The organism is Billgrantia desiderata (assembly GCF_900108215.1).
GTDB lineage: Bacteria > Pseudomonadota > Gammaproteobacteria > Pseudomonadales > Halomonadaceae > Halomonas > Halomonas desiderata.
On the sequence record NZ_FNVC01000027.1, the window covers coordinates 1 to 24,737 of the forward strand.

At 66.8% G+C, this 24,737-nt stretch carries 24 protein-coding genes; 19 read left to right on the forward strand and 5 right to left on the reverse strand.

Annotated elements, in window-relative coordinates; all coding sequences use genetic code 11:
- Window positions 1–760: 760 nt before the first annotated feature.
- On the reverse strand, window positions 761–1,960 hold the full coding sequence (gene tyrS, locus C4S71_RS19000) for a tyrosine--tRNA ligase (RefSeq protein WP_103970212.1): 1,200 nt from the start codon (window positions 1,958–1,960) through the stop codon (window positions 761–763).
- A 115-nt stretch (window positions 1,961–2,075) separates the two neighbouring features.
- On the opposite strand from tyrS, the gene C4S71_RS19005 reads away from it, so the two are divergent.
- Entirely contained in the window at window positions 2,076–3,206 is a 1,131-nt protein-coding gene (locus C4S71_RS19005) for an anhydro-N-acetylmuramic acid kinase (protein ID WP_103970213.1), read from the forward strand.
- 11 nt (window positions 3,207–3,217) lie between these two features.
- Here the strand turns inward: C4S71_RS19005 and C4S71_RS19010 are convergent, their stop codons facing one another.
- Together C4S71_RS19010 and C4S71_RS19015 are read right to left on the reverse strand one after the other, a co-directional pair.
- Window positions 3,218–4,360, reverse strand: coding sequence for a PilT/PilU family type 4a pilus ATPase (locus C4S71_RS19010; protein ID WP_086510433.1), 1,143 nt, complete (start codon window positions 4,358–4,360; stop codon window positions 3,218–3,220).
- A 32-nt stretch (window positions 4,361–4,392) separates the two neighbouring features.
- Entirely contained in the window at window positions 4,393–5,427 is a 1,035-nt protein-coding gene (locus C4S71_RS19015) for a type IV pilus twitching motility protein PilT (protein ID WP_086510434.1), read from the reverse strand.
- A 77-nt stretch (window positions 5,428–5,504) separates the two neighbouring features.
- On the opposite strand from C4S71_RS19015, the gene C4S71_RS19020 reads away from it, so the two are divergent.
- From C4S71_RS19020 to C4S71_RS19050, 7 genes are all read left to right on the forward strand, one after another.
- Window positions 5,505–6,215, forward strand: a complete 711-nt coding sequence (locus tag C4S71_RS19020; protein ID WP_103970214.1) for a YggS family pyridoxal phosphate-dependent enzyme — start codon at window positions 5,505–5,507, stop codon at window positions 6,213–6,215.
- Window positions 6,216–6,272: 57 nt separating this feature from the next.
- Window positions 6,273–7,097: a pyrroline-5-carboxylate reductase gene (gene proC, locus C4S71_RS19025; RefSeq protein WP_086510436.1), complete on the forward strand. Its 825-nt coding sequence runs from the start codon at window positions 6,273–6,275 to the stop codon at window positions 7,095–7,097.
- Window positions 7,098–7,173: 76 nt separating this feature from the next.
- A complete protein-coding gene (locus C4S71_RS19030) occupies window positions 7,174–7,764 on the forward strand; it encodes a YggT family protein (protein ID WP_103970215.1) in 591 nt (196 codons plus the stop codon).
- A 48-nt stretch (window positions 7,765–7,812) separates the two neighbouring features.
- Window positions 7,813–8,970: a homoserine O-succinyltransferase MetX gene (gene metX / locus C4S71_RS19035; protein WP_103970216.1), complete on the forward strand. Its 1,158-nt coding sequence runs from the start codon at window positions 7,813–7,815 to the stop codon at window positions 8,968–8,970.
- Window positions 8,970–9,572 (forward strand): methionine biosynthesis protein MetW, encoded by a 603-nt coding sequence (gene metW, locus C4S71_RS19040; protein WP_086510478.1) that lies wholly within the window; start codon window positions 8,970–8,972, stop codon window positions 9,570–9,572. Before metX ends, metW begins: the two co-directional genes overlap by 1 nt.
- Before the next feature lie 58 nt (window positions 9,573–9,630).
- Complete coding sequence (locus C4S71_RS19045; protein WP_103970217.1) at window positions 9,631–10,098, forward strand: DUF4426 domain-containing protein; 468 nt, start codon at window positions 9,631–9,633, stop codon at window positions 10,096–10,098.
- Window positions 10,099–10,102: 4 nt separating this feature from the next.
- Window positions 10,103–10,432: a Rieske (2Fe-2S) protein gene (locus tag C4S71_RS19050; protein ID WP_086510440.1), complete on the forward strand. Its 330-nt coding sequence runs from the start codon at window positions 10,103–10,105 to the stop codon at window positions 10,430–10,432.
- Here C4S71_RS19050 and sfsA read toward each other — a convergent pair.
- Window positions 10,391–11,149 carry a DNA/RNA nuclease SfsA gene (gene sfsA, locus C4S71_RS19055; protein ID WP_103970218.1) on the reverse strand — a complete coding sequence of 253 codons (759 nt, stop codon included), beginning with the start codon at window positions 11,147–11,149 and terminating at the stop codon, window positions 10,391–10,393. The genes C4S71_RS19050 and sfsA overlap by 42 nt on opposite strands.
- A gap of 9 nt (window positions 11,150–11,158) precedes the next feature.
- Window positions 11,159–12,319, reverse strand: coding sequence for a pyridoxal phosphate-dependent aminotransferase (locus C4S71_RS19060; RefSeq protein WP_103970219.1), 1,161 nt, complete (start codon window positions 12,317–12,319; stop codon window positions 11,159–11,161).
- 230 nt (window positions 12,320–12,549) lie between these two features.
- Here C4S71_RS19060 and dksA point away from each other — a divergent pair, with 230 nt between their 5' ends.
- The 11 genes from dksA to C4S71_RS19110 all read left to right on the forward strand — a co-directional run bounded on the left by dksA (window position 12,550) and on the right by C4S71_RS19110 (window position 24,714).
- Window positions 12,550–12,987 (forward strand): RNA polymerase-binding protein DksA, encoded by a 438-nt coding sequence (gene dksA / locus C4S71_RS19065; protein ID WP_086510443.1) that lies wholly within the window; start codon window positions 12,550–12,552, stop codon window positions 12,985–12,987.
- Between the two features lie 87 nt (window positions 12,988–13,074).
- A complete protein-coding gene (gene gluQRS, locus C4S71_RS19070) occupies window positions 13,075–13,953 on the forward strand; it encodes a tRNA glutamyl-Q(34) synthetase GluQRS (RefSeq protein WP_103970220.1) in 879 nt (292 codons plus the stop codon).
- A gap of 9 nt (window positions 13,954–13,962) precedes the next feature.
- On the forward strand, window positions 13,963–14,139 hold the full coding sequence (locus tag C4S71_RS22635) for a hypothetical protein (RefSeq protein ID WP_010625686.1): 177 nt from the start codon (window positions 13,963–13,965) through the stop codon (window positions 14,137–14,139).
- A complete protein-coding gene (locus C4S71_RS19075) occupies window positions 14,129–17,086 on the forward strand; it encodes an ATP-binding protein (protein WP_086510445.1) in 2,958 nt (985 codons plus the stop codon). The genes C4S71_RS22635 and C4S71_RS19075 overlap by 11 nt, the downstream gene beginning before the upstream one ends.
- Complete coding sequence (locus C4S71_RS19080; RefSeq protein WP_103970221.1) at window positions 17,064–18,455, forward strand: sigma-54-dependent transcriptional regulator; 1,392 nt, start codon at window positions 17,064–17,066, stop codon at window positions 18,453–18,455. Before C4S71_RS19075 ends, C4S71_RS19080 begins: the two co-directional genes overlap by 23 nt.
- A gap of 855 nt (window positions 18,456–19,310) precedes the next feature.
- Entirely contained in the window at window positions 19,311–20,708 is a 1,398-nt protein-coding gene (pcnB, locus tag C4S71_RS19085) for a polynucleotide adenylyltransferase PcnB (RefSeq protein ID WP_086510447.1), read from the forward strand.
- Window positions 20,705–21,199 (forward strand): 2-amino-4-hydroxy-6-hydroxymethyldihydropteridine diphosphokinase, encoded by a 495-nt coding sequence (gene folK / locus C4S71_RS19090; RefSeq protein WP_103970222.1) that lies wholly within the window; start codon window positions 20,705–20,707, stop codon window positions 21,197–21,199. The genes pcnB and folK overlap by 4 nt, the downstream gene beginning before the upstream one ends.
- A gap of 120 nt (window positions 21,200–21,319) precedes the next feature.
- Window positions 21,320–22,111 carry a 3-methyl-2-oxobutanoate hydroxymethyltransferase gene (gene panB, locus C4S71_RS19095; RefSeq protein WP_103970223.1) on the forward strand — a complete coding sequence of 264 codons (792 nt, stop codon included), beginning with the start codon at window positions 21,320–21,322 and terminating at the stop codon, window positions 22,109–22,111.
- A 44-nt stretch (window positions 22,112–22,155) separates the two neighbouring features.
- On the forward strand, window positions 22,156–23,004 hold the full coding sequence (gene panC, locus C4S71_RS19100) for a pantoate--beta-alanine ligase (RefSeq protein ID WP_103970224.1): 849 nt from the start codon (window positions 22,156–22,158) through the stop codon (window positions 23,002–23,004).
- Between the two features lie 37 nt (window positions 23,005–23,041).
- Window positions 23,042–23,422 carry an aspartate 1-decarboxylase gene (panD, locus tag C4S71_RS19105; RefSeq protein ID WP_086510451.1) on the forward strand — a complete coding sequence of 127 codons (381 nt, stop codon included), beginning with the start codon at window positions 23,042–23,044 and terminating at the stop codon, window positions 23,420–23,422.
- Between the two features lie 116 nt (window positions 23,423–23,538).
- The gene (locus C4S71_RS19110) at window positions 23,539–24,714 is read left to right on the forward strand and encodes an acetyl-CoA C-acetyltransferase (RefSeq protein ID WP_086510452.1); all 1,176 of its coding nucleotides are present in this window, start codon (window positions 23,539–23,541) and stop codon (window positions 24,712–24,714) included.
- Window positions 24,715–24,737 lie beyond the last annotated feature (23 nt).

Below are 24,737 nucleotides of genomic sequence, written 5' to 3' on the forward strand. Positions count from 1 at the left end.
CTTACCCTGACCCCTGCCGAAACAGGAGCAGAAAGCGGACCAAACTTGGCTCAAGGTCAAAGCTTCTCAAAAGACCCGAAGGTCTCGACGAGTCGCTTGCCTTGAAATGGTGTGACTTCTCACCACCTCATCGACAAGCGCCCACATGAATTACCTGATCGATTGTTAAAGAGCGGCTCCTTTTCTCTTCAAGCCTCAGCCTGAAGCGCGGAGCGTCTCGCTTGCTGTCGCGGCCGTCGATCCAGGGACCGAGGGGCCTCGCCAGCGCCCTGCGAGGAAGGCGTATTCTACTGAAGCGCCGGAGTTTGTCAACTCTCTTCGGGGCCGTCACCGAGGTGATCCTGACCGCGAAGACCAGCCGGAGCCGGCGGCCGCAAGCCCGTTGCCGGACCCGCTTTCGAGTGGGCGCATTCTACCGAATCCGCCGTGGGCGTCAAGTGAGAATTTTGCGAAACGAATCGAAAAACTCAAACAACGACAACCACTTACCACTCTTAGCACCGCCTGCGACGTTGCCCGTCACCGGCAGCGGATGCGTACTTTACGGTTTTCCCCTGAGCCCCGCAAGGGGCGGCTGTAAAAAAATTTCAGGATGATGGCAACGCGGTGACGAGACGCGGGCGAGCGAGCTATCCACAGGCGCTCGGCGGCCAGGGGCTGTGGATGGTTTGCCCCCGGGGCGAAGACGACGCCCGCACGGGGCGGGCGTCGGTAGAGCAACTGACTTGTCATCGGTTGGCCTGAGAGCCGGTGGAATGACTCAGCGTAGCGTCACCCGGGCATAGCGCTTCTTGCCGGCCTGGATCACGTAGCTCTTGCCGGTGTCGAGCATGGCATCCTTGGCGACGACCTCGCCGTCGACCTTGACCCGGCCGTTGCCCAGCATGTCCTTGGCCTGGGCGCTGTTGTTGGCCAGACCCGCCCGATTGAGCACCGCAGCGATGGGCGCCTGGGCGCTGCCCTCGAAGTCGACCTCCACCTCGGGCAGGTCTGCGGGCAGCTCGCCTTCGGCCAGGCGGTTACCGGCCGACTTGTGGGCATTGGCCGCGGCCTCTTCGCCGTGGTAGCGGCCGATCAGCTCGCGGGCGAGGATCATCTTGATGTCGCGCGGGTTGGCACCGGCCTCGACGTCGCGCTTGAGCGCCTCGATCTCTTCATTCGATTTCAACGAGAGCAGCTCGAAGTAGCGCCACATCAGGCTGTCGGGCATGGAGACGAGCTTGTTGAACATCGAACCCGGCGCCTCGTCGACGCCGACGTAGTTGCCCAGCGACTTCGACATCTTCTGCACGCCGTCGAGCCCCTCGAGCAGTGGCATGGTGATGACCACCTGCGGCTCCATGCCGAAGTGCTTCTGGATCTCGCGCCCCATCAGCAGGTTGAACTTCTGGTCGGTGCCGCCCATCTCGACGTCGGCCTCGAGCGCCACGGAGTCGTAGCCCTGCACCAGCGGGTAGAGGAACTCGTGGATGGAGATCGGCTGGCCCGACTTGTAGCGCTTGTCGAAGTCGTCGCGCTCGAGCATGCGCGCCACGGTGCTCTGGGCGGCCAGCTCGATCATCTTGGCCGCGGTGAGCTGGCTGAACCACTCGGAGTTGAAGCGCACCTCGGTCTTTTCAGGATCGAGGATCTTGAACACCTGCTCCTTGTAGGTCTGGGCATTGACCCGGACCTCTTCCTCGGTGAGCGGCTTGCGGGTGACGTTCTTGCCGGTGGGATCGCCGATGCGACCGGTGAAGTCGCCGATCAGGAAGATGATCTGGTGGCCGAGATCCTGGAACTGGCGCATCTTGGTCAGCAGCACGCTGTGGCCGAGGTGCAGGTCGGGAGCGGTGGGATCGAAGCCCGCCTTGATGCGCAGCTTGCGGCCGGACTCGAGCTTCTTGATCAGCTCGTCCTCCAGCAGGATCTCCTGGGTGCCTCGTTTCAGCAGCGCCAGCGCGCTTGCGACCTCACTCATCGTCTCCCACTCCAAATACGTTGATCGCCCTTGCGGGCAGGGTCCATCGAATGGGGCACGATGGTAGCATGACTTGATGCCTCGCGGTCCCCCCAGCCTAAGGGAGAAAATAGAGATGGCACTGTTCGTGGGCCTGATGTCCGGCACCAGCCTGGACGGCATCGATGCCGCCCTGGTCGAGATCGACGCCGCAGGGAGGGCGCGCCTGCTCGCCAGCCACGCCGAGCCGATGCCCGAAGCGCTGCGTGAGCTCCTGCTGAGGCTATGCCAAGCCGAGCGGATCGCCTTCGCCGAGCTGGCCGGCGCCGAGGATGCCTTCTGCCGGCTCCAGGCCGCTGCGGTCGGACACCTGCTCGCCGGCAATGGCATCGCCACCGGGCAGATCGCCGCCATCGGCAGCCACGGCCAGACCATCGAGCATGCGCCCTGGGGCCACGCCGAAGGGCCGGCCTATACCCTGCAGCTCGACAATCCCAGCCTGCTGGCCGAGCTGACCGGCTGCACGGTGGTGGCGGACTTCCGCCGCCGCGATCTGGCCGCCGGCGGTCAGGCCGCCCCGCTGGCGCCGGCCTTTCACGAGGCGCTGTTCCGGCGTGCGGGGCAGTGGCAGCTGGTGCTCAACCTGGGCGGTTTCGCCAACCTGACCCTGCTGCCACCCGCGGAAAGCGAGGCCGAGGTGATCGGCTTCGATACCGGCCCGGCCAACGCGCTGTTGGATGCCTGGCACACCCACCATCGCGGCGGCCGCTACGACCCCGAGGGCGCTTGGGCCGCCTCGGGCCAGGTGGATGACACACTGCTGGAGCGCCTGCTTGCCGAGCCGTTCTTCCATCGCCCGCCGCCGCGCAGCACCGGGCGCGAAGTGTTCCACCTCGACTGGCTCGCAGGTCACCTCACGGGTAAGGAGCGTCCTGCTGACGTGCAGGCGACCCTGGCGGAGCTGACCGCCACCAGCGTGGCCCTGGGCATCGAGATGGCACGCGAGCTGGCCGGCGCGCCTCCGGCCTCGGCGCTGATCCCGTGCGGCGGCGGCGCCCACAACGGCGATCTGCTCGGCCGCCTGGCCCGCCACCTGCCGGAAACCGCCCTGGTACCCAGCAGCGACTGGGGATGGCCGGCCGACTGGCTGGAAGCCGGCGCCTTCGCCTGGCTCGCCTGGCGTCGCCTGGAGGGATTGCCCGGCAATCTGCCCAGCGTCACCGGCGCCGCCGGCCCGCGCATCCTCGGTGGCGTCTACACGCCGTAAACTATTCGAGGCTAAAAGTCGTCGTCGTCGCGCAGTGACAGCCTCTGCGCGGACTCCTGCGCCTTGGCCAGCACGTCGCTCTTCTCGTCGCCGTACTTGATCATCATGCGCAGCTCGTTGGCCGAGTCGGCGTGCACCATGGCCACCTCCTCGCTGATCCTGCCCGCCTTGTAGAGGTCGTACAGGGCCTGGTCGAAGGTCTGCATGCCTTGGTCACGGGAGCGGCCCATGACGTTCTTGATCTCGCCCACGTCGCCCTTGCGGATGAGGTCGGCGATCAGGGGCGTGCGCAGCAGGATCTCGATGGCCGGGCAGCGCCCGCCGTCGCGAGTGGGCAGCAGCTGCTGGGCGACGATGGCGTGCAGGTTGAGCGACAGATCGAGCCAGATCTGCTCGTGGCGCTCGTGGGGGAAGAAGTGAATGATGCGGTCCAGCGCCTGGTTGGCGTTGTTGGCGTGCAGCGTGGCCAGGCATAGGTGGCCGGTCTCGGCGAAGGTCAGGGCGTGTTCCATGGTCTCGCGGGTGCGCACCTCGCCGATCAGCACCACGTCCGGCGCCTGACGCAGGGTGTTCTTCAGCGCCACCTCGAACGACTCGGTGTCGATGCCCACCTCACGCTGATTGATGATCGCCTTCTTGTGCGGATGCACGTACTCGATGGGATCCTCTACGCTGATGATGTGGCCGCCCACGGTCTCGTTGCGCTGCTGGATCATCGACGCCAGGGTGGTCGACTTGCCGGTACCGGTACCGCCCACCACGAATACCAGCCCGCGCTTGAGATTGGCCAGCTCGCCCAGTTGCGGCGGCAACGAGAGCTCCTCCAGGTGGGGAATCTCGTAGGCGATGCGCCGAATGACCATGGCCAACTGGTTGCGCTGCTGGAAGGCGCTGACCCGAAAGCGGCCTCGCCCGCTGAGACTCAGGGCGAAATTGGCCTCACGCTCCTGCGCGAAGCGCTCCTTGAGCCCTTCGGGCACGGCCACGTTGACCAGCTCGCGCACCTGCTCCACCGAGAGCCGCTGGTCGCCCAGCGCGGTGAGCTTGCCGGCGGTCTTGATGGTAGGCGGTGCCTGGACAGAGATCAGCAGGTCCGAGGCCTCCTGCCGGGCCATGATGTCGAGCAGCTGCTCCAGCCATTCCTGTGCTTTCATCTCCCCACCCCCTTGTCGTCATTATCGAACACTCAGCCGGTCAGCGCGCTCTTGGCGCGGGCCTGGGCTTCATCGCGATTGACCACGTTCTCCGCCACCAGCTTGGCCAGCGCGGCGTCGAGGGTCTGCATGCCGATGTTGCCGCCGGTCTGGATGGCCGAGTAGATCTGCGCCACCTTGTCCTCGCGGATCAGGTTGCGTACCGCCGCATTGGCGATGAGGATCTCGTGGGCGGCCACGCGCCCGCCGCTGCGCCGTTTGAGCAGGGTCTGGGAAATCACCGCCTGCAGCGACTCCGACAGCATCGAACGCACCATGGCTTTCTCTTCGCCGGGGAAGACGTCGATGATCCGGTCGATGGTCTTGGCTGCCGAGGTGGTGTGCAGGGTGCCGAACACCAGATGGCCCGTCTCGGCGGCGGTGAGCGCCAGGCGGATGGTCTCGAGATCGCGCATCTCGCCCACCAGGATCACGTCGGGATCCTCGCGCAGGGCGCTGCGCAGCGCCTGGGCGAAGCCGTGGGTGTCGCGATGCACCTCGCGCTGGTTGATCAGGCAGCGCTTGCTGCGATGGACGAATTCCACCGGGTCCTCGATGGTCAGGATATGGTCGTAACGGTGATCGTTGATATAGTCGATCATGGCGGCCAGGGTGGTGCTCTTGCCCGAGCCGGTAGGGCCGGTGACCAGCACCAGTCCGCGGGGCAGCAGGGCAAGTCGGCGGAAGACCTCACCCAGCCCCAGGTCCTCCATGGTCAGCACTTCGCTGGGAATGGTACGGAATACCGCGCCGGCGCCACGCGCCTGATTGAAGGCGTTGACACGAAAGCGCGCCACCCCCGGAACCTCGAAGGAGAAGTCGGTCTCGAAGAACTCCTCGTAGTCACGGCGCTGGCGGTCGCCCATGATGTCGTAGATCAGCTTGCGGACTTCCTTGTCGTCCATAGCCGGCACATTGAGACGGCGAATGTCGCCATCGACGCGAATCATCGGCGGCAGGCCAGCCGACAGGTGCAGATCGGAGGCGTTCTGTTTTGCCGAGAACGCCAGCAGTTCGGTAATATCCATGCGATTCCCCTGCTCCCGATTAAGGTTCCAGCGAGTATGACAGACCTTGCGGACATGAAGGACTTCATGTGGCTGAGATGACGGATACCATGCTTTCCGAGTCGCTGGCCAGCGCTCGGCGACGTTTGGCCGCCGCCCTGTCGGCGGCCGAACGCGCACCCGATGCGGCCCGGCTGCTGGCCGTGAGCAAGACCAAGCCGGCCGACATGATTCGCGCAGCGTGGCAGCTCGGCCAGCGGGAATTCGGCGAGAACTACGTCCAGGAAGCACTGGAGAAGCAGACCGAACTGGCCGACCTGAAGGGCATCGTGTGGCACTTCATCGGCCCGCTGCAGGCCAACAAGACCCGCGCGGTGGCCGAGCACTTCGACTGGGTGCACAGCGTCGACCGCGAGAAGATCGCCCGGCGCCTGAACGACCAGCGCCCCGAGGCACTGGGCCCGCTCGAGGTCTGCCTGCAGGTCAATGTCAGCGACGAGGCCAGCAAGTCGGGCGTGGCCTTCGCCGAGCTGGAAAGCCTGGCGCAAGCGGTGGTCTCACTGCCACGCTTGCGTCTGCGCGGGCTGATGGCCATTCCGGCCCCGGCGGCAACCATGGCCGCGCAGCGAGCCCCGCTGGCACGCCTGCGCCAGGCCCTGGAAGCGCTACGCAAGCGCTTCCCCGAGGCCCCGCTGGACACCCTGTCGATGGGCATGAGCGACGACCTGGAAGCCGCCATTCTCGAGGGCGCCACCCTGGTACGACTGGGCACGGCCATTTTTGGCGCACGGGACACATCGCGTCGCTAGACGCACTCGCACCGGCACACGGCCGGTCGCTGGATAACAGAAGAAGGACGAATCGCAATGGCCAGCAGAGTCACCTTCATCGGCGCAGGCAACATGGCCAGCGCCATCATCGGCGGCATGATCGACAACGGCCACCCGGCCACCGCCATCACCGCCACCTCGCCCAGCGATGCCTTCCTGGCGCCGGTGCACGAGCGCTACGGCATTCGCACCAACACCGACAACCAGGCCGCGGTGCGTGATGCCGACATCGTGGTGCTGGCAGTGAAGCCTCAGGTCATGCGCGAGGTCTGCGAAGGACTGCGCGACACCCTGCAGCGCCAGCGCCCGCTGATCATCTCGGTGGCGGCGGGACTCACCGCCGAGTCGCTGCAGGCCTGGATGGGTGGCGGCCTGCCGCTGGTGCGCTGCATGCCCAACACGCCGTCGCTGGTCGGCGCCGGCGCCGCCGGCCTGTACGCCACTGCCGAAGTGAGCGACGAGCAGCGCGCCCAGGCCACCGAGCTGCTCGAGGCCGTGGGTCTGGTCGAGTGGGTCGAGCAGGAAGCGCTGCTGGATGCCGTGACCGCCGTTTCCGGCAGCGGCCCGGCCTACTTCTTCCTGATGTTCGAAGCCATGGAAGAGGCTGGTGTCAAGCTCGGTCTGCCGGCCGAGACGGCGCGGCGACTGGCGATCCAGACGGCGCTCGGCGCGGCGCGCATGGCACAGCAGAGCGAGCTCACCCCGGACCGCCTCAAGCGCAACGTGATGTCTCCCGGCGGCACCACCGAGCGTGCCGTGGAGCACATGGAGCAGGCCGGCCTGCGCGGCATCGTGGCCGACGCCATGGACGCCTGCGCCGCCCGCGCCCGGGAGATGGCCGAAGAGCTCGGCCAGCGATAGTCTTCTCGGCCAACGATAGTCTTTCAGGCCGCTCCCGCTGACGGAGCGGCCATCTCGACGACATGGAGGAGCCCACATGGGCCAAATGGGAAATGCCGGCCTGCTGCTGGTCAACACCCTGATCAACATCTACCTGTTCCTGATGATGCTGCGCTTCCTGCTGCAGGCATCCCAGGCCGACTACTACAACCCCATCAGCCAGTCGGTGGTGAAGATCACCCAGCCGGTGGTGCGCCCTTTTCAGGGCTTCCTCGGCCCGGTGCTGGGACGCTTCGACATGGCCACCCTGGCCGCGGCCTTCGTGCTCAAGGCGGTCAGCATCGTGGCGATCCTGCAGATCGCCGGCATCGGCATGCCGCCGCTCACCCAGGTGGCGATCGGCGCCATTGCGGCCATCGCCAACGCCATTCTCAAGATCTACTTCTTCGCCCTGATCGTGATGATCATCCTGAGCTGGGTCGCGCCCAACGCCAGCCATCCCGGGGCGCTGCTGGTGATGCAGCTGGTGGAGCCGATCATGGCGCCGGTGCGCAAGGTCATTCCGCCGCTGGGCATGATCGACCTGTCGCCGATCGTGGTCTTCATCGCCATCAGCATCGTCGATGGTATCGTGGTGGGCGCGCTGACCCGTGCCGCCGGCATTGCCGGCGCTCTGGTGGGGCTGTGAGCCACTGTCGCAGTGACGGACCTCAACGACTGGACATGAAAAGACAAGATGCCCGAGCTTCCCGATGACTCGGTCGGTCTGGTGACGCCGCAGACGGCGCACTTCGACGACCCCCTGGCCCTGGCCTGCGGCAGGACCCTGCCCGCCTACGATCTCGTCTACGAGACCTATGGCACGCTCAACGCCGAGCGTTCCAATGCGGTACTGATCTGCCATGCCCTGTCGGGACACCATCATGCCGCCGGCTACCATGACGCCGACGAGCGCAAGCCCGGCTGGTGGGACGCCCATATCGGCCCGGGCAAGTCGATCGACACCAACCGCTTCTTCGTGGTGTCGCTGAACAACCTGGGCGGCTGTCACGGCAGCACGGGGCCGATCAGCACCAACCCCGCTACCGGGCGCCAGTGGGGGCCCGACTTCCCCATGGTCACGGTGAGCGACTGGGTGCACAGCCAGGCGCGCCTGGCCGATCGCCTGGGCATCGAGCGCTTCGCCGCCGCCATCGGCGGCAGCCTCGGCGGCATGCAGGTGCTGCAGTGGACCCGCCTCTATCCCGAGCGGGTCGCCAACGCGGTGATCATTGCCGCCACGCCCAAGCTCTCGGCGCAGAACATCGCCTTCAACGAGGTGGCACGCCAGGCGATCCGCTCCGACCCGGACTTCCACGACGGCTGGTACGCCGAGCACGGTACCGCCCCCCGACGCGGCCTCAAGCTGGCACGCATGGTGGGGCACATCACCTACCTCTCGGAAGATGCCATGGGCAGCAAGTTCGGCCGCGACCTGCGCAGCACGGACCTCAACTTCGGCTACGACGTGGAGTTTCAGGTCGAGTCCTACCTGCGCTACCAGGGCGACACCTTCTCCACCGCCTTCGACGCCAACACTTACCTGCTGATGACCAAGGCGCTGGACTACTTCGACCCGGCAGCGGAGCATGGCGGCGTGCTGGCCGAAGCCGTCGCTCCCTGTCAGTGTCCGTTCCTGGTGGTGAGCTTCACCAGCGACTGGCGCTTCCCGCCGTCACGCTCCCGCGAGCTGGCCAATGCCCTGATTCGCGCCGGCAAGCGGGTGAGCTACGTCAACATCGACTCGCCCCACGGCCACGACGCCTTCCTGCTGCCGGAGCCGCGCTACCAGGCGGTGTTCGCCGCCTTCATGTCTCGCGTCGCCCGCGAGCTGGGCCTGGAGGAGACCGCATGATGCGCGCCGACCTGGAGCTGATTCATCGCTGGGTGCCCGAGGGTGCTCACATTCTCGACCTGGCCTGCGGCGACGGCACCCTGCTCGAAGCCCTGGCGCGCGACAAGGGCGTCACCGGCTACGGCCTGGAGATCGACCCGGCCGGCATCACGGCCTGTATCGCCAAGGGCGTCAACGTCATCGAGCAGAACCTCGACGAGGGGCTGGTCCACTTCGAGGACGACACCTACGATCTGGTGGTCATGACCCAGGCGCTGCAGGCCCTGCGCCGCCCCGACCGCATGCTCGACGAGATGCTGCGGGTGGCCAACGAGTGCATCATCACTTTCCCCAACTTCGCCTACTGGCGCCACCGGGTGCACCTGGGCATTCGCGGCTACATGCCGGTCTCCAAGTCGCTGCCCCATGCCTGGTACGATACGCCCAACATCCATCTCTCGACCTTCAACGACTTCGAGCACCTGTGTCGCGAGAAGGGGGTGCACATCACCGACCGTGCCGTGGGCATCGGCGATCACGAAGGCCACTGGGCCACCCGGCTGCGGCCCAACCTGTTCGGCGAGATCGCGATCTTCCGCGTCGCACGCCAGGAGCGCCGCTGAGGCCGAACCGCGGGTCGGTCATTTCAAGGCAGGCCCGCCACTTCAAGGAGAGAGTGCCATGTCGAGCCATCGCATCCTGCCGCTTCGTCACCTTGCCGCCGGCCTGCTGCTGGCGCTGGGCCTGCTGTCGCTGTCGGCGCATGCCCAGCAGTACGAACAGGTCGGCGATTACCAGATCCACTACAGCGCGGTGAGCACCGACTTCCTGCCCGCTGCCGTGGCCGAGGCCCACGGCATACAGCGCAGCCCGGCCATGGCGCTGCTCAACGTCAGCGTGCTGCAGGAGGTCGGGAACGAACTGCGGCCGGTCAATGCCCCGGTCAGCGGTACGGTGGGAGAACTCAAGGGGCAGAATCGCACGCCGCTGGAGTTCCGCACTCTGCGCGAGGGAGATACGCAGTCGCAGGTGGCGGTATTCCGCATTCGTGACGACGAGCCCATGCGCTTCGATCTGGAAGTGCGCTACGACCGCAACCGGGAGCCGGCCGAGGTGGGCTTCGTGCAGCGTTTCCACATCGACCGCTGAGCCCATGCCCCAGCCTATCGCCCACCTGCAGCAGTTCGATGCCTCGCCGTCGCGGGGTGTCGCGCTGCCCGACGGGCGTCAGGCCTTCCTGGTGCGCGTTCACGGCCGGGTCAGCGCCTTCGTCAATCGCTGCCCGCATCAGCAGGTGCCGCTCAACCTGCCGGATGGCGACTTTCTCGAAGCAGGCGGCGAACTGATTCAGTGCGGCATGCACGGCGCGCTGTTCCTGCCGGAAAGCGGCGAGTGCGTGTTCGGCCCCTGCCAGGGCCGCTTCCTGGAGCCGCTGGCGATCTCAATCGACGCCGAGGGCAACATTCACTTGGCGAGTGAGTGACACCGGAAGTTGGCCACCCAGCGCCACCGACACCGGCCGTGAATCTTGCCAGCCGAACTCGCAGCCGTAGGCCAGCACTTCCACTCCCCGCGCTGCCACGGCCTCGAGCGTGGCGGCGTAGGCCGGGTCGAGGTGTGCTGCCGGCGCCACGTCGCGAATGCCGGCGTGGGCGATGCAGAACAGCAGCACCGCACGCTGCCCCTGCTCGGCCAGGGCCGCCAGCGCCAGCAGGTGCTTGCGCCCGCGCTCGCTCACCGCGTCGGGAAAGTAACCGTGGCCATCGCTTTCCTTGAGCGTGACCTGCTTGACCTCGACGAAGGCGGTGCCGCGCTCGGGATCGTCGAGGCGAAAGTCGAGCCGCGCCCCCTCCACCTTGGCCTCGCGCCGGAGTTCGGCATAGCCGGCCAGCGCGGCAATTCGCTGCCCTTCCAGCGCCTCCTCGACGATGCGATTGGTGCGCCCGGTATGCACCGAGGCCAGCGCCACGCTATCGTCGGGCTGGGTCAGCTCGATCAGCTCCCAGGTCCAGGCCAGCTTGCGCGCCGGGTTGTCGCTCGGTGCCAGCCACACCCGGCAGCCGGGCACGTTGACCGCCCGCATCGAGCCGGTGTTGGGGCAGTGCGCCACCACCTCGCGGCCGTCGTCGAGACGCACGTCGGCCAGGAAACGCTTGTAACGGCGCAGCAGCACGCCGGGAACCAGCGACGGGTACTCCATGCCTCTCCCCTACTGCCGCGCCAGGAAGCGTTCGAGCCGGCTCACCGCCTCCTCCAGACGCTCGATCCCGGTGGTGAAGGCAATCCGCACATGATACTCGCCGCCCGTGACGGCGAAGTCGATGCCGGGCGTGATGGCGACGTTCTCCTCCTCCAGCAGGCGCTGACAGAAGGCCTGGCTGTCGCGGCTGTAGCGCGAGATGTCGAGCCACAGGTAGAAGGCGCCCTGGGGAGGCAGCGAGGGGGCAAGCCCAAGACGGGCGAGCCCGGCCAGCAGCGCATCGCGGCGGCGGCCGAGTTCGCTGCGGCGGGCCTCGAGCAGCGCCCGGCACTCGGGGGTGAAGGCGGCGAGCGCCGCATGCTGCGCCGGGGTGGGTGCCGCTAGAAAGACGTTCTGCGCCAGCCGGGTCAAGGGTTCCACGGCCGCCTGGGGCGCCAACAGCCAGCCCAGGCGCCAGCCGGTCATGCCGAAGTACTTGGAGAAGCTGTTGACGACGAAGGCATCCGCGGTCAGCGAGGCCACCGACAGCGGCGCGATGTCGTAGCTGAGCCCCTGGTAGATCTCGTCCACCAGCAAATGACCGCCGCGTGCGGCCACCGTGTCGGCCACCGCCTTCAGCTGTGCCGCATCGAGCATATGGCCGGTGGGGTTGGACGGCGTGGCGAGCATCGCCAGCCGGGTCGCCTCTTGCCAGTGCCGCGCGACGAGGTTGGCATCGAGCTGCCAGCCGCTCTGCGGGCCGATGGGCACGGTGTCCACCTCGGCACCCGCCAGCGCCATGAAGTGGCGGTTGCAGGGGTAGTTGGGGTCGGCCATCAGCACCCGGTCGCCGGGCCCGACCAGCAGTTGGCTGGCCAGCAGCAGCGCGCCGGAAGCCCCGGGCGTGACCAGAACCCGCCTGGGGTCGACGTCGGCACCGAAATGCTCGCCGTAGTGGCCGGCGATCGCCTCGCGCAGAGCCGGCAACCCCGCCGCCGGGCTGTAGCGCGTGAGTCCGGCCGCGAGGGCCGCCTGTCCGGCCGCCACTACCGGCTCGGGGGTGGCGAAGTCGGGCTCGCCCACCTCGAGATGAATGACGTCGTGGCCGGCCGCCTCGCGCGCCTGAGCGGCCTCCAGCAGGCTCATCACACGAAAGGGTGCGACGCGATCAACGCGCGGATTCCACGACATGGCTGACTCCTGAAACACAAAGATAGATGACCGACGTTGGGCACTTTTCCCGTTCCCACGGTCAAAAAACCATACCATTGATTTGACTCACCTGGGGATGCCAGGCGTTGCTGCCAGGTATTGCAAAGTTGGCCAATATCCGATAAACAAGCATGCCTTTGGCGTGAGATACCTTGCACCAGGTTGCGGCGGGTATTGATCAGCAGTCACTCAAGTAATGAGGCAGTCCCATGCCAGTAGCAGACAAGAAAGCGGAAGCGCCCAAAAAGTTCACCCCGTACGAGTCGGCACCGGGTGAAGAGTACATGAACGAGCAGCAGCTTGAGCACTTCCGACAGATCCTGCTGGGCTGGAAACAGGAGCTCATGGAAGAAGTCGATCGCACCGTGCGCCATCTGCAGGAAGAGGCGAACAACTACGCCGACCCTGCGGACCGGGCCACCCAGGAAGAGGGGTTCAGCCTGGAGCTGCGGACCCGCGATCGCGAGCGCAAGCTGCTCAAGAAGATCAACGAGACCCTCGAGAAGATCGACGAGGAGGACTACGGCTACTGCGAGGCGTGCGGCGTCGAGATCGGCATTCGCCGACTGGAGGCTCGCCCCACCGCTACGCTGTGCGTCGACTGCAAGACCCTGGCCGAACTCAAGGAAAAGCAGCTCGGCGGCTGAGGTCTCTGCCGTGTGGGTCGCTTCACTTCGCAACGGGCACCCCTGGGTGCCCGTTCGCATGTCGGTCGTCATCCCCGGGAGCGCGTCATGACCGGCTACCGCGGTCGCTTCGCCCCGACCCCCTCGGGCGCCCTGCACTTCGGCTCGCTGATTGCCGCCCTGGCCAGCTTTGTCGATGCGCGCCGGGCCGGAGGCGAATGGCTAGTGCGTATCGAGGACATCGATCCGCCGCGCTGCCCGGCGGGTGCCGCCGACACCATTCTGCGCCAGCTCGAGGCGTTCGGCCTGCACTGGGACGGCCCCGTGCTGTGGCAACACTCACGCGACTCGGCTTATGCTGCGGCACTGGAGCGGCTCGAGGCGCTGGGGCTGGCCTATCCCTGTAGCTGCTCGCGCAAGCAGTGGCGTGACTTTTCGGTCTACCCCGGCTGGTGCCGTGGCGGTCCGCGCGAGCCGGACAAGCCGCTTGCCTGGCGCCTGCGCAGCAACCTCGGCCTGCGTCCGGTGGTATGGCAGGACCGCCTGTTCGGCGAGCAGCGCTTCGATCCGGCCGAGCTCGGCGACGTGGTGCTCAAGCGCAAGGACGGCCTGTGGGCCTATCAGCTGGCGGTGGTGGTCGACGACGCCGATCAGGGCATCACGGATATCGTTCGCGGCTTCGACCTGCTCGACAACACGCCCTGGCAGCGCCAACTGCAGCAGGCGCTGGAGTTGGCCGAGCCGCGCTATCTGCACCTGCCCTTGATCGTCAATCGCGACGGCCAGAAGCTCTCCAAGCAGAATCTGGCCCCGGCGCTGCCGTGCGAGGAGAGCGCCGTACGGCCGCTGCTGTACCGCGCCCTGGCGGCACTCGACCAGGCGCCGCCCGCCGAGCTGGGCACGGCGCCGGTGCAGGAGCAGCTGGCCTGGGCCATCGACCACTGGGAACCGAGCCGAATCCGCCCCGAGGCCCACCGCCAGGAGTGAGGAGCGTCCATGTACGTCTATCGCATCATGCTGTTCCTGGTTCTGGCCGGCTATCTGCTGTCGCCGCTGCTGATGAGCGGCTGGTCGAGCCCCGGAGTCGCCTGGTACCGCCCCTTCGTCATCTGGGGCGTACTGATCGCCCTGACGCTGTGGCTGGAGCAGAAGAGGAAGCTCGATGAACGCTAGCCTGGTCAGCGTGTTCGCCCTCGGTACCGGCTTCCTGCTGCTGATGTTTCTCTGCGCCCTGGCGGTGGAGCGGGGCTGGCTGAGCCGCCGCGTGACCCGTCATCCGGCCGTCTACACCCTGGCGCTGGGCGTCTATGCCAGCGCCTGGGCGATCTACGGCAGCCTGGAGCTGGCCTCGAGCGCCGGCTACGGCTATCTCGCCTATTACCTGGGCGTGGCCGGCGCCTTTCTGCTGGCCCCGGTACTGCTGGTGCCCATCCAGCGCATGACCCGCACCCACCAGCTCGCCTCGCTGGCCGACCTGTTCGCCTTCCGCTTCCGCTCGCGCTGGGTCGGCACCATGATCACCGTGATCAGCCTGCTGGCGGTGATGCCGCTGCTGGCGCTGCAGGTGCAGACCTTGGGCGATGCCATCTTCCTGATGACCGGTACCGCCTCACCGTCGCTGCTCGCCCTGGCGCTGTGCGCCCTGATCGCACTGTTCGCGATGATCTTCGGCGCCCGCCACGGCAAGGGCCCGGCGCGGCACGACACCCTGCTGGCGGTCATCGCCCTGACCTCGGTGGTCAAGCTCTTCGCCATGCTGGCACTGGGCGCCATCGCCCTGTTCGTCGTCTTCGATGGCCCCGCCGACCTGCAGCACTGGCTCGACGGCCCCGGCCAGCTCTACCAGGCCGGCGTGGTGCAGCCGGATGCCGCCCACTGGCGCACCCTGCTGCTGCTGTTCTTCGCCGCCGCGCTGTTGATGCCGCACATCTTTCACATCACCTTCGCCGAGACCCTGTCGCGGCACACCCTGCTGCAGGCGAGTTGGTCGCTGCCGCTGTTCCTGCTGCTGATGGCGATTCCGGTACCGCTGATCCTGTGGGCGGGCCAGCGGCTGGGCAGCCACGAACTGGTGGGCGCCGCCTATCTGGCCTTCGGTCTCTCCGACACCTTCTGGGTCCAGGCACTGGCGTTCCTGGCCGGCCTGGCCGCCAGCAGCGGCACCATGGTCATCATCGCCATGGCGCTGTCCGGCATGATCCTCAACCACGTGCTGCTGGTGGCCCACCCACCCGAGGCCCAGCCCAACCTCTACCGCTGGCTGCGCTGGCTGCGCCGGGCGCTGATGGCCGCGGTGATTCTCAGCGGCTGGCTGTTCTATCGTACGGTCGGCGTCAACCACGACCTGACCACCCTGGCGCTGGCCGCCTTCGTCGGCATGGCCCAGTGTCTGCCGGGGCTGCTGGCACTGCTCTACTGGCCCGGGGCCAACCGCAAGGGCATGGTCTCGGGGCTGGTCGTCGGCGTGCTCATCTGGCTCGTCGGCCTGTGGCTGCCGCTGCTCACCGGCCTGCCCACCCTGATCCTGATCCCACCGGGACTCGAGCTGCTCGACGGCGAACCGGACTGGTACGTGGTCACCCTGGTGTCGCTGGCGCTCAACGTGCTCGTCTTCATCATCGTCTCGCTGGCCACGCGGACCTCCGAGGGCGAGCGCGCCGCTGCCGAAGCCTGTTCGGTGGATGCCGTGATCCGGCCCAAGCGCATGCAGCTGCTGGCCGCCACCGGCGAGGAGTTCAAGCAGCCGCTGGCCCAGGCGCTGGGCGAGGAGGTCGCCCAGCGTGAGGTGGAGCGCGCCCTGACCGATCTCGGCATGTCGCCGCTGGATGGCCGCCCCTATGCCCTGCGCCGGCTGCGCGATCGTATCCAGGCCAACCTCTCCGGCCTGATGGGGCCCTCGGTGGCCCAGGACATCGTCGACCGCTACCTGCCCTATCGCCGCAGCGGCCAGGAGCCCACCGACGACATCCACTTCGTCGAAAGCCGTCTCGAGGCCTACCGCTCGCGGCTCACCGGCCTGGCCCGCGAGCTCGACGGCCTGCGCCGCTATCATCGGCGCATCCTCACCCGCCTGCCGGTGGGCCTGTGTGCCTTCGGCGTCGATGACGAACTGCTGATGTGGAACGACGCCCTGGCCGAGCTCTCCGGCATCGACGGCGGCAGCGTCGTGGGGGCCAGACGCGACGGCCTGCCGGCGCCCTGGTCCGAGCTGTTGGGCCGCGCCCTGGTCGAGCCCAACGACCACCTCTACAAGCAGCCGGTCGAACTGCGCGGCAACACCCGCTACCTGACCTTCCATCGCGCCGAACTGCAGGCCGACGACGACGTGCGCGGCGGCACCGTGATCCTGGTCGAGGACCACAGCGAGATGAAGTGGCTCGAGGACGAGCTGGTGCACGCCGCCCGGCTGGCCTCGATCGGTCAGCTGGCGGCCGGGGTGGCCCATGAGATCGGCAATCCGGTGACCGGCATCTCCTCGCTGGCCCAGAACCTGCGCTACGACACCGACGACCCCGAAGTGCTGGAAACCGCCCAGCAGATCCAGCAGCTGACCGACCGCATCTCGCGCATCGTCAGCTCACTGGTGGGCTTCGCCCATGGCGGTCGTCACGTGAAGGACACCACCCTGGCGTCGGTCTCCATTGCCGCCATCGCCGAAGAGGCGCTGCACTTGATCCGGCTGGCACGCTCGGGCGAGGATGTCCGGTACCGCAATCTCTGTCCTCCCGAGCTGAAGGTGCTCGGCGACACCCAGCGGCTGCAGCAGGTGATGATCAATCTGCTGAGCAACGCACGGGACGCCAGCGAGCCGGGCGGCAAGGTGGACATCGATGCCGAGCCGGATGGCGACACGGTTAAGGTCACCGTGACCGACGAGGGGCATGGGCTCGACGACCGGGTTCGCGAGCACCTCTTCGAGCCCTTCACCACCACCAAGCCGCCGGGCGAAGGCACGGGACTCGGCCTGCCCCTGGTTTACAGCATCGTTGCCGAGCATCATGGCAGGATAGAGATCGAATCGCCGCCCCCGGGGGCTGAGCGGGGCACCCGCATCTGTCTGTGGCTGCCCACCGAACGAGAGGATGGTGAACATACCGATGAGCCGGATTCTGATCGTTGAAGACGAAGCCATCATCCGCACCGCACTGCGCCGGCTGCTGGAGCGTCACGACTACCAGGTGAGCGAGGCCGGCTGCGTGGACGAGGCGCTCGCGCTGGAGCCGCGCGGCTTCGACCTGGTGATCAGCGACCTGCGCCTGCCCGGCGAGCCCGGCACCGACCTGATCGAGCACGCCGCGCCGACCCCGGTGCTGATCATGACCAGCTATGCCAGCATGCGCTCCGCGGTGGAGGCGCTCAAGCAGGGCGCCGTGGATTACGTGGCCAAGCCCTTCGACCATGACGAGCTGCTGGAGACCGTGGCCCGGGTGCTCCATCAGCGGTCGACACACAACACCTCACCGCCTGACATCACCGATGCCGGCGGCGCACGCCAGCCGATGATCGGCGAGTGCGCCGCCATGCAGGCGGTCTACACCCGCATCCGCAAGACCGCTCCGGCCGACGTCACCGTGCTGATCCAGGGCGAGTCGGGCACCGGCAAGGAACTGGTCGCCCGCGCCATTCACCAGCAGAGCCAACGCGCCCACGCCCCGCTCATCTGCGTCAACTGCGCGGCCATCCCCGAAACCCTGATCGAGTCGGAGCTGTTCGGCCACGAGAAGGGTGCCTTCACCGGCGCCAGCGCCGCCCGCACCGGCCTGGTCGAAGCCGCCGATGGCGGCACGCTGTTTCTCGACGAGATCGGCGAGCTGCCGCTGGATGCCCAGGCGCGCCTGCTGCGCGTGCTGCAGGAAGGCGAGATCCGTCGCATCGGCTCGGTGGAGACCCGCCATGTCGACGTGCGTCTGATCGCCGCCACGCATCGCGACCTGCGCGCACTGTCGAAGACCGGCGAGTTCCGCCTCGATCTCTACTACCGGCTCAACGTGATGCAGATCGACCTGCCGCCGCTGCGCGAGCGCGAGGACGACATACTGCTGATCGCCGACGTACTGCTGGAGAAGGCCTGCCAGCGCCACCATCGCGACGGCTTGCGCCTGTCGCGCGCGGCGCGGCGCGAGATACGCGACTACCCCTGGCCCGGCAACGTGCGGGAGTTGGAGAACGCGCTCGAACGCGGCGTGATCCTCGCCGAGGGCCATCTCATTCACCCCGACGATCTGGGCCTCAGGCCGAGCCTGGCACCGGCGCCCCGCAGCATCGTCGAATCCCAGCCGGCCACCGCCCAGGTCGAGAGCGAAGTGCTGGACGCCGAAGAGGACCTTTCGCTGGAGGACTATTTCCAGCACTTCGTGCTCGAGCACCAGGATCACATGAGCGAGACGGAGCTCGCCCAGAAGCTCGGCATCAGCCGCAAGTGCCTGTGGGAGCGACGTCAGCGCCTGGGCATTCCACGCAAGAAGCAGGCCCGCCGCAGCAGCGCCTGACCGCCTCGCCCCTTTCTACGACTAATGTCCAAGCGTCTCGTGCGGCTTCGCCAAGGCGCTTTTTTGTGCCCTTCCATACGCTCATGCACCAGGTGTTACCTTCCCACCCAGAACCTGCCCCCTCATGGCGCAACCGAGGTAACACATTCGCCATGGCACGCCGGGGCGCATCTGAGACGCCAAGGCAAGCCACTGTTTTTCATGAATTAAAAAAAGCTTGGCATATGCCGTGCAACATTCATGGCAAGAAAAACAACATCCGGCTGCATCCCGAGCCAACAACAAAAACAAGGCATCGGTAGAGCAGGGCCTGCGCCAACAACAACAATGGCAGGCTGTGATAGAGACGCGGCGAGGGGCAACAAGAACAAGATGCCCCGGAGAACGCCGCCCTTCGCTTCGACTGCAACAACAACAAGACACGAGCGAAGCACCGGATCCATCAGGACGCGACGCGCCAACCCCGGCCTCCAACAAGAACAACGGCCGCAAACGCGCACCTTCGGCAACAATGCCAACAAGCCGAAGGGAGGCATATCTTTCATGCCGTCGTGGTTGGATTATTGTTTTGAATACGAGGCGGTCGCATAACCAGGAACGTCAACAATCACAACAACACTGTTTGCCTGTGACTCTTGGTGACTGTGGTGCGTATTCAAGGCGATGCGCCATCACGAAGAAGAAACAGCCGCAAGGACGCAGCATCACCTTAGCTTGTGAGAGGAGGCCCACGGGCCTCCTCTTTTAACATGTCCCTGCTGCGATGCCCTCGCGAGAAACCGCACGCCGCTTTGCAAGGTGTCGGCGGTCCGCTACACTCTAGTACTTTCGCACACTGCGAGTCGATATCGCCGCATGTTCAAAGGATTTACCCGCTTTCTGCAGAGCCCTGGCGCGCATTTCAGGACACTTTTCGGCCCCCAGGATGCCTCAGGGGGGCACGCAGGCCCTCGAATCATTCCCCGTGATCAGCACCCCGTGTCGCGTCAGCACTTCAGCGAACCGGCACTCAAGGTGCTCTATCGCCTGCACAATGCCGGGTTCGAGGCCTATCTGGTCGGCGGCTGCATTCGCGATTCGCTGCTGGGCAAGATGCCCAAGGACTTCGATGTCGCCACCGATGCGACGCCCGAGCAGGTCCGCGAGCTGTTTCGCAACTCGCGCATCATCGGCCGCCGCTTTCGCATCGTGCACGTGCGCTTCGGCCGCGAGGTGATCGAGGTCACCACCTTCCGCGGCACCCACGGCGACGACCACGACGATCATATCGCCCAGCAATCGGAGCACGGCCTGCTGCTGCGCGACAACGTGTGGGGCAGCGTCCAGGAAGACGCCATCCGACGCGACTTCACCGTCAACGCTCTTTATTACAGCATCGCCGACTTCTCGATTCACGACTTTGCCGACGGCATGCGCGACATAGAATCGCGCACCCTGCGCCTGATCGGCGACCCGGCCGTGCGCTACCGCGAAGACCCGGTACGCATGCTGCGCGCGGTGCGCTTCGCCGCCAAGCTGGACTTCCATATCGCCGCCGATTCGGAAGCGCCGATCGGCGAGCTGGCACCGCTGCTGCTGCAGATTCCGCCGGCACGGCTGTTCGATGAAGTCCTCAAGCTGTTCATGGCCGGCTATGGCGTGGTGACCTTCCGCCTGCTGCGTCATTACGGCCTGTTCGCCATGCTCTTTCCCGAAACCGATGAGGCGATGGCACAGCAACCCTGGGCCGAGCCGCTCATCGAGCACGCCCTGGCCAGCACCGACAAGCGCATCCACGAGGAGCGCCCGGTCACGCCGGCGTTCCTCTTCGCCGCCCTGCTGTGGGGGCCCGTACAGCGCCGCCAGGCCGCGCTGCAAGCCGACGGCATGCCACCCGTTCCGGCACTGCAGCTGGCCTCGCAGCAGGTGCTGTCGCGCCAGCTGCAGCATATCTCCATTCCCAAGCGTTTCAGCATGCCGATGCGCGACATCTGGGACCTGCAGCAACGCCTGCCTCAGCGGCGCGGCAAGCGCGCTCTGCAGACCCGCGAGCATCCACGCTTCCGCGCCGCCTACGACTTCCTGCTGCTGCGCGAGGCCGCCGGCGAGATCGAGGCAGGACTCGGCGAATGGTGGACCGCCTACCAGGAAGGCGACGAACATGAGCAGCGGCGTCTGCTCGAGAAGGCCGGCGCCGATGCCGCCCCCGGCGGCGACTCGCGTCGCCGGCGCCCACGCAAACGTCGTCGGCGCAGCTCCTCCGGCCCCTCATGACGCCTCTCGTCGACGTCTATGTCGGGCTGGGCAGCAATCTCGAAGACCCCGTCGCCCAGGTGCGCCGGGCGCTCGAAGCGCTCGGCGGACTGCCGCTGACCGAGCGCGTCGCCGTCTCACGGCTGTATGCCAGTCGTCCGGTTGGCCCACAGGACCAGCCCGACTTCATCAATGCCGTCGCCCACCTGCGTACCCGTCTCTCCCCTCTTGCCATGCTCGACCAGCTACAGGCCCTGGAGCAGCGCCATGGCCGGGTGCGCCGGCGCCACTGGGGGCCCCGCACTCTCGACCTCGACCTGCTACTGTACGGTGACGAGCGCCTGGAATTGCCGCGCCTGCGGGTGCCGCACCCCGAGATGACCGCGCGTAGCTTCGTCCTGCTGCCGCTCGCCGAGCTGTCGCCACAGCTGCAGCTGCCGGATGGACGCTCAGTGGCGGCCCTGGCGAGCGCTCTTGCGACAAGCGATGAGATTGAAGTGTTACCCGAGTAGCGCCGAGTGAGGGGCCAAGTGTTACCAGTCGACACGACTGCCTTATTCTGGTAACAATCATGCGCAGCATTGGTGCAGGCGGCTGCAGACCGCTCGCCCGAGACACAACGAGAGCACGCCATGAAAACCGTCACGCTAAGCACACTGCAGGCCTACAAGCGCGCTGGAGAGACCTTCAGCTGCCTGACCGCCTACGATGCTACCTTCGCCCGCACCGCAGCCGAGGCGGGTATCGAGGTCCTGCTGGTCGGCGACTCCCTCGGCATGGTGCTGCAGGGGCATGACAGCACGCTGCCGGTGACCCTCGACGACATTTGCTACCACACTCGCTGCGTGGCGCGCGCCAAGGGCGCCAGCCTGCTGATGGTCGACCTGCCCTTCATGAGCAATGCCACCACCGAGCGCATGCTCAACGACGCCGGCGAACTGATGCGTGCCGGCGCCGAGTTGATCAAGGTCGAGGGCGAAGCCTGGATGGCCGAGGGCATTCGTGAGCTGACCCGGCGTGGGGTACCGGTCTGCGCCCACCTGGGCCTGACGCCGCAGACCGTGCACCAGTTGGGCGGTTACAAGGTGCAGGGACGCGATGCCGAACGGGCGGCGCAGATCCTTGAGGATGCCCAAACCCTGGCCGATGCCGGCGCCTCGGTCATTCTGCTGGAGTGCGTGCCGGCCAGCCTCGGCCGTGCCGTCACCGAGGCCCTCGACGTGCCGGTGATCGGGATCGGTGCCGGCCCCGACACCGACGGCCAGATCCTCGTCATGCATGACGTGCTGGGCGTCACTCATGGACGCACGCCGCGCTTCGTCAAGAACTTCATGGCCGAGGCCGACGACATCCCCGATGCGTTCCGCCGCTATCACGAAGCGGTCAAGGCACGCCGCTTCCCGGCCAAGGAACACAGCTTCTGAAACACAGCTTCTGATACTAAGCTCTAGATCCAGGAGTCATGCCGTTGCGTACTCTGCGAGACATTTCGGCGCTGCGTGAGGCACTCGGCGAGTATCGCCGCCGCGGGCAGCGCATCGGCCTGGTGCCGACCATGGGCAATCTCCACGCCGGCCACCTGGCGCTGGTGGAGGCTGCCAGGCGTCATGCCGATGTGGTGGTCGCCACCGTGTTCGTCAATCCGCTGCAGTTCGGCGCCGGCGAAGATCTGGACGCCTATCCGCGTACCCTGGCCGACGATCAGGCCAAGCTCGAGGCCGCCGGCTGCGACCTGCTGTTCGCGCCCAGCGACACCACCCTCTACCCCCGCGGCCTGCAGAGCCTGGCTCAGGTGCGTGTGCCGGGGGTCAGCGAAGGGCTTTGCGGCGGCTCGCGCCCCGGCCACTTCGACGGCGTCGCTACCGTGGTATCCATTCTCTTCAACCTGGTGCAGCCCGACGTGGCCTGCTTCGGCGAGAAGGACTACCAGCAGCTGGCGGTGATCCGCAAGCTGGTGGCGGATCTGCACTTCCCCATCGAGATCGTCGGCGTGCCCATCGTGCGCGCCGAGGACGGGCTGGCGCTCTCCTCACGCAACGGCTATCTCGATGCCCGCGAGCGCGACACGGCAGCAGAGCTGCAGCGCACCCTGGTCGCCCTGCGCGAGGCCTTGGAAGCCGGAGAGCCCGTCGCAGCTACGCTCGAGGCGGGGCTGGCGCGGCTGCGCGCGGCCGGCTTCGAGCCCGACTATCTGGAGCTGCGCGCCGCCGACCTGACAGCGGTGAGCGCCACCACCCGCGAGGCCGTGCTGCTCGCCGCCGCACGCCTGGGCAAGACCCGCCTGATCGACAACCTGACCCTGACCCTGCCGCACTGAGGCGGTTCCCCAGCGCTACCTGGAGGTAAAACCCCGGATGTTCACCGTCATGCTCAAGGCCAAGCTGCACATGGCCCGTGTCACCCACGCCGTGCTCAACTATGAAGGCTCCTGTGCCATCGACGGCGAACTGCTGGACATGTCCGGCATTCGCGAGAACGAGCAGATCCAGATCTACAACGTCGCCAACGGCCAGCGCTTCACCACCTATGCCATTCGTGCCGAAGAGGGCTCGAAGGTCATCTCCATCAACGGTGCCGCCGCCCATCTCGCCGGCCCCGGCGACCGCGTGATCATTTGCAGCTATGCTCATTACAGCGAGGCCGAACTGGAGCACCACCAGCCACGCCTCGTCTACCTGCAGGAAGGCAACGTCGTCAGCCATACCAGCAACGCCATTCCCGTCCAGTTTGCCTGACCGGCCAGGAAACCGAGCGACGAAGCCGGGCGTTTCTCCAAGGGGGATTGCCGCAGTGCACAATAGTCGCCTATGCTGGTCCGGATAACGTCAGTGAACGACTCAGGAGAATTACAATGCAAGATGTGGTAATAGTCGCCGCTCGTCGCACCGCCATCGGCGCCTTCGGAGGATCGCTTGCCGGTATCGCCGCCAGCGACCTCGGCGCACTGGTGATCAAAGACATCCTGGCCTCCACCGGCGTGGCCGCCGACCAGATCGACGAGGTTCTGCTCGGCCAGGTGCTCACCGCCGGCGTGGGTCAGAACCCGGCCCGCCAGGCCGCCATCAAGGCCGGCCTGCCCGCGGCCGTACCCGCCATGACCATCAACAAGGTGTGCGGCTCGGGCCTCAAGGCGCTGCACCTGGCGACCCAGGCGATCCGCTGCGGCGATGCCGAGCTGATCATCGCCGGCGGCCAGGAGAACATGTCGGCCTCGCCCCACGTGCTGCCCAACTCGCGCAACGGCCAGCGCATGGGTGACTGGAAGGCCATCGACACCATGGTGCACGACGGCCTGTGGGACGCCTTCAACGACTACCACATGGGCATCACCGCCGAGAATCTGGCCGAGAAGTACGGCATCACTCGCGAGGAGATGGACGAGTTCGCCGCCGCCTCGCAGCAGAAGGCCGCCGCTGCCATCCGGGAGGGCCGCTTCAAGGGCCAGATCGTGCCGGTGGAGATCCCCCAGCGCAAAGGCGACCCGGTGGTCTTCGACACCGACGAGAACCCGCGCGAAGTGAGCGCCGACAAACTCGCCGGCATGCGTCCCGCGTTCAAGAAGGACGGCACCATCACCGCCGGCAATGCCTCCTCGATCAACGACGGCGCCGCCGCCGTGATGATCTGCTCCGCCGCCAAGGCCAAGGAGCTCGGCCTCGAGCCGCTGGCGCGCATCGCCGCCTACTCCAACGCCGGCGTCGACCCGGCGATCATGGGCATCGGCCCGGCCCCGGCCACCCGTCGCTGCCTGGAAAAGGCCGGCTGGAGCCTGGACGATCTCGACCTGATCGAAGCCAACGAGGCCTTCGCCGCCCAGGCGCTGTCGGTCAACAAGGAGCTCGGCTGGGACACCTCCAAGGTCAACGTCAACGGCGGCGCCATCGCCCTGGGTCACCCCATCGGCGCCTCCGGCTGCCGCGTGCTGGTGTCACTGCTGCACGAGATGATCGCCCGTGACGCCAAGAAGGGTCTGGCTACGCTGTGTATTGGCGGTGGACAGGGCGTCGCCCTGGCAATCGAGAGGTAAAGCCGCTGCGCTAGCGTGGCAGC

Excerpts from the sequence above, each read along its gene's own strand:
- tyrS (WP_103970212.1), bottom strand. The coding sequence starts at position 1,960 with ATGAGTGAGGTCGCAAGCGCGCTGGCGCTGCTGAAACGAGGCACCCAG.
- C4S71_RS19005 (WP_103970213.1), top strand. The coding sequence starts at position 2,076 with ATGGCACTGTTCGTGGGCCTGATGTCCGGCACCAGCCTGGACGGCATC.
- C4S71_RS19010 (WP_086510433.1), bottom strand. The coding sequence starts at position 4,360 with ATGAAAGCACAGGAATGGCTGGAGCAGCTGCTCGACATCATGGCCCGG.
- C4S71_RS19015 (WP_086510434.1), bottom strand. The coding sequence starts at position 5,427 with ATGGATATTACCGAACTGCTGGCGTTCTCGGCAAAACAGAACGCCTCC.
- C4S71_RS19020 (WP_103970214.1), top strand. The coding sequence starts at position 5,505 with ATGACGGATACCATGCTTTCCGAGTCGCTGGCCAGCGCTCGGCGACGT.
- proC (WP_086510436.1), top strand. The coding sequence starts at position 6,273 with ATGGCCAGCAGAGTCACCTTCATCGGCGCAGGCAACATGGCCAGCGCC.
- C4S71_RS19030 (WP_103970215.1), top strand. The coding sequence starts at position 7,174 with ATGGGCCAAATGGGAAATGCCGGCCTGCTGCTGGTCAACACCCTGATC.
- metX (WP_103970216.1), top strand. The coding sequence starts at position 7,813 with ATGCCCGAGCTTCCCGATGACTCGGTCGGTCTGGTGACGCCGCAGACG.
- metW (WP_086510478.1), top strand. The coding sequence starts at position 8,970 with ATGCGCGCCGACCTGGAGCTGATTCATCGCTGGGTGCCCGAGGGTGCT.
- C4S71_RS19045 (WP_103970217.1), top strand. The coding sequence starts at position 9,631 with ATGTCGAGCCATCGCATCCTGCCGCTTCGTCACCTTGCCGCCGGCCTG.
- C4S71_RS19050 (WP_086510440.1), top strand. The coding sequence starts at position 10,103 with ATGCCCCAGCCTATCGCCCACCTGCAGCAGTTCGATGCCTCGCCGTCG.
- sfsA (WP_103970218.1), bottom strand. The coding sequence starts at position 11,149 with ATGGAGTACCCGTCGCTGGTTCCCGGCGTGCTGCTGCGCCGTTACAAG.
- C4S71_RS19060 (WP_103970219.1), bottom strand. The coding sequence starts at position 12,319 with ATGTCGTGGAATCCGCGCGTTGATCGCGTCGCACCCTTTCGTGTGATG.
- dksA (WP_086510443.1), top strand. The coding sequence starts at position 12,550 with ATGCCAGTAGCAGACAAGAAAGCGGAAGCGCCCAAAAAGTTCACCCCG.
- gluQRS (WP_103970220.1), top strand. The coding sequence starts at position 13,075 with ATGACCGGCTACCGCGGTCGCTTCGCCCCGACCCCCTCGGGCGCCCTG.
- C4S71_RS22635 (WP_010625686.1), top strand. The coding sequence starts at position 13,963 with ATGTACGTCTATCGCATCATGCTGTTCCTGGTTCTGGCCGGCTATCTG.
- C4S71_RS19075 (WP_086510445.1), top strand. The coding sequence starts at position 14,129 with ATGAACGCTAGCCTGGTCAGCGTGTTCGCCCTCGGTACCGGCTTCCTG.
- C4S71_RS19080 (WP_103970221.1), top strand. The coding sequence starts at position 17,064 with ATGAGCCGGATTCTGATCGTTGAAGACGAAGCCATCATCCGCACCGCA.
- pcnB (WP_086510447.1), top strand. The coding sequence starts at position 19,311 with ATGTTCAAAGGATTTACCCGCTTTCTGCAGAGCCCTGGCGCGCATTTC.
- folK (WP_103970222.1), top strand. The coding sequence starts at position 20,705 with ATGACGCCTCTCGTCGACGTCTATGTCGGGCTGGGCAGCAATCTCGAA.
- panB (WP_103970223.1), top strand. The coding sequence starts at position 21,320 with ATGAAAACCGTCACGCTAAGCACACTGCAGGCCTACAAGCGCGCTGGA.
- panD (WP_086510451.1), top strand. The coding sequence starts at position 23,042 with ATGTTCACCGTCATGCTCAAGGCCAAGCTGCACATGGCCCGTGTCACC.
- C4S71_RS19110 (WP_086510452.1), top strand. The coding sequence starts at position 23,539 with ATGCAAGATGTGGTAATAGTCGCCGCTCGTCGCACCGCCATCGGCGCC.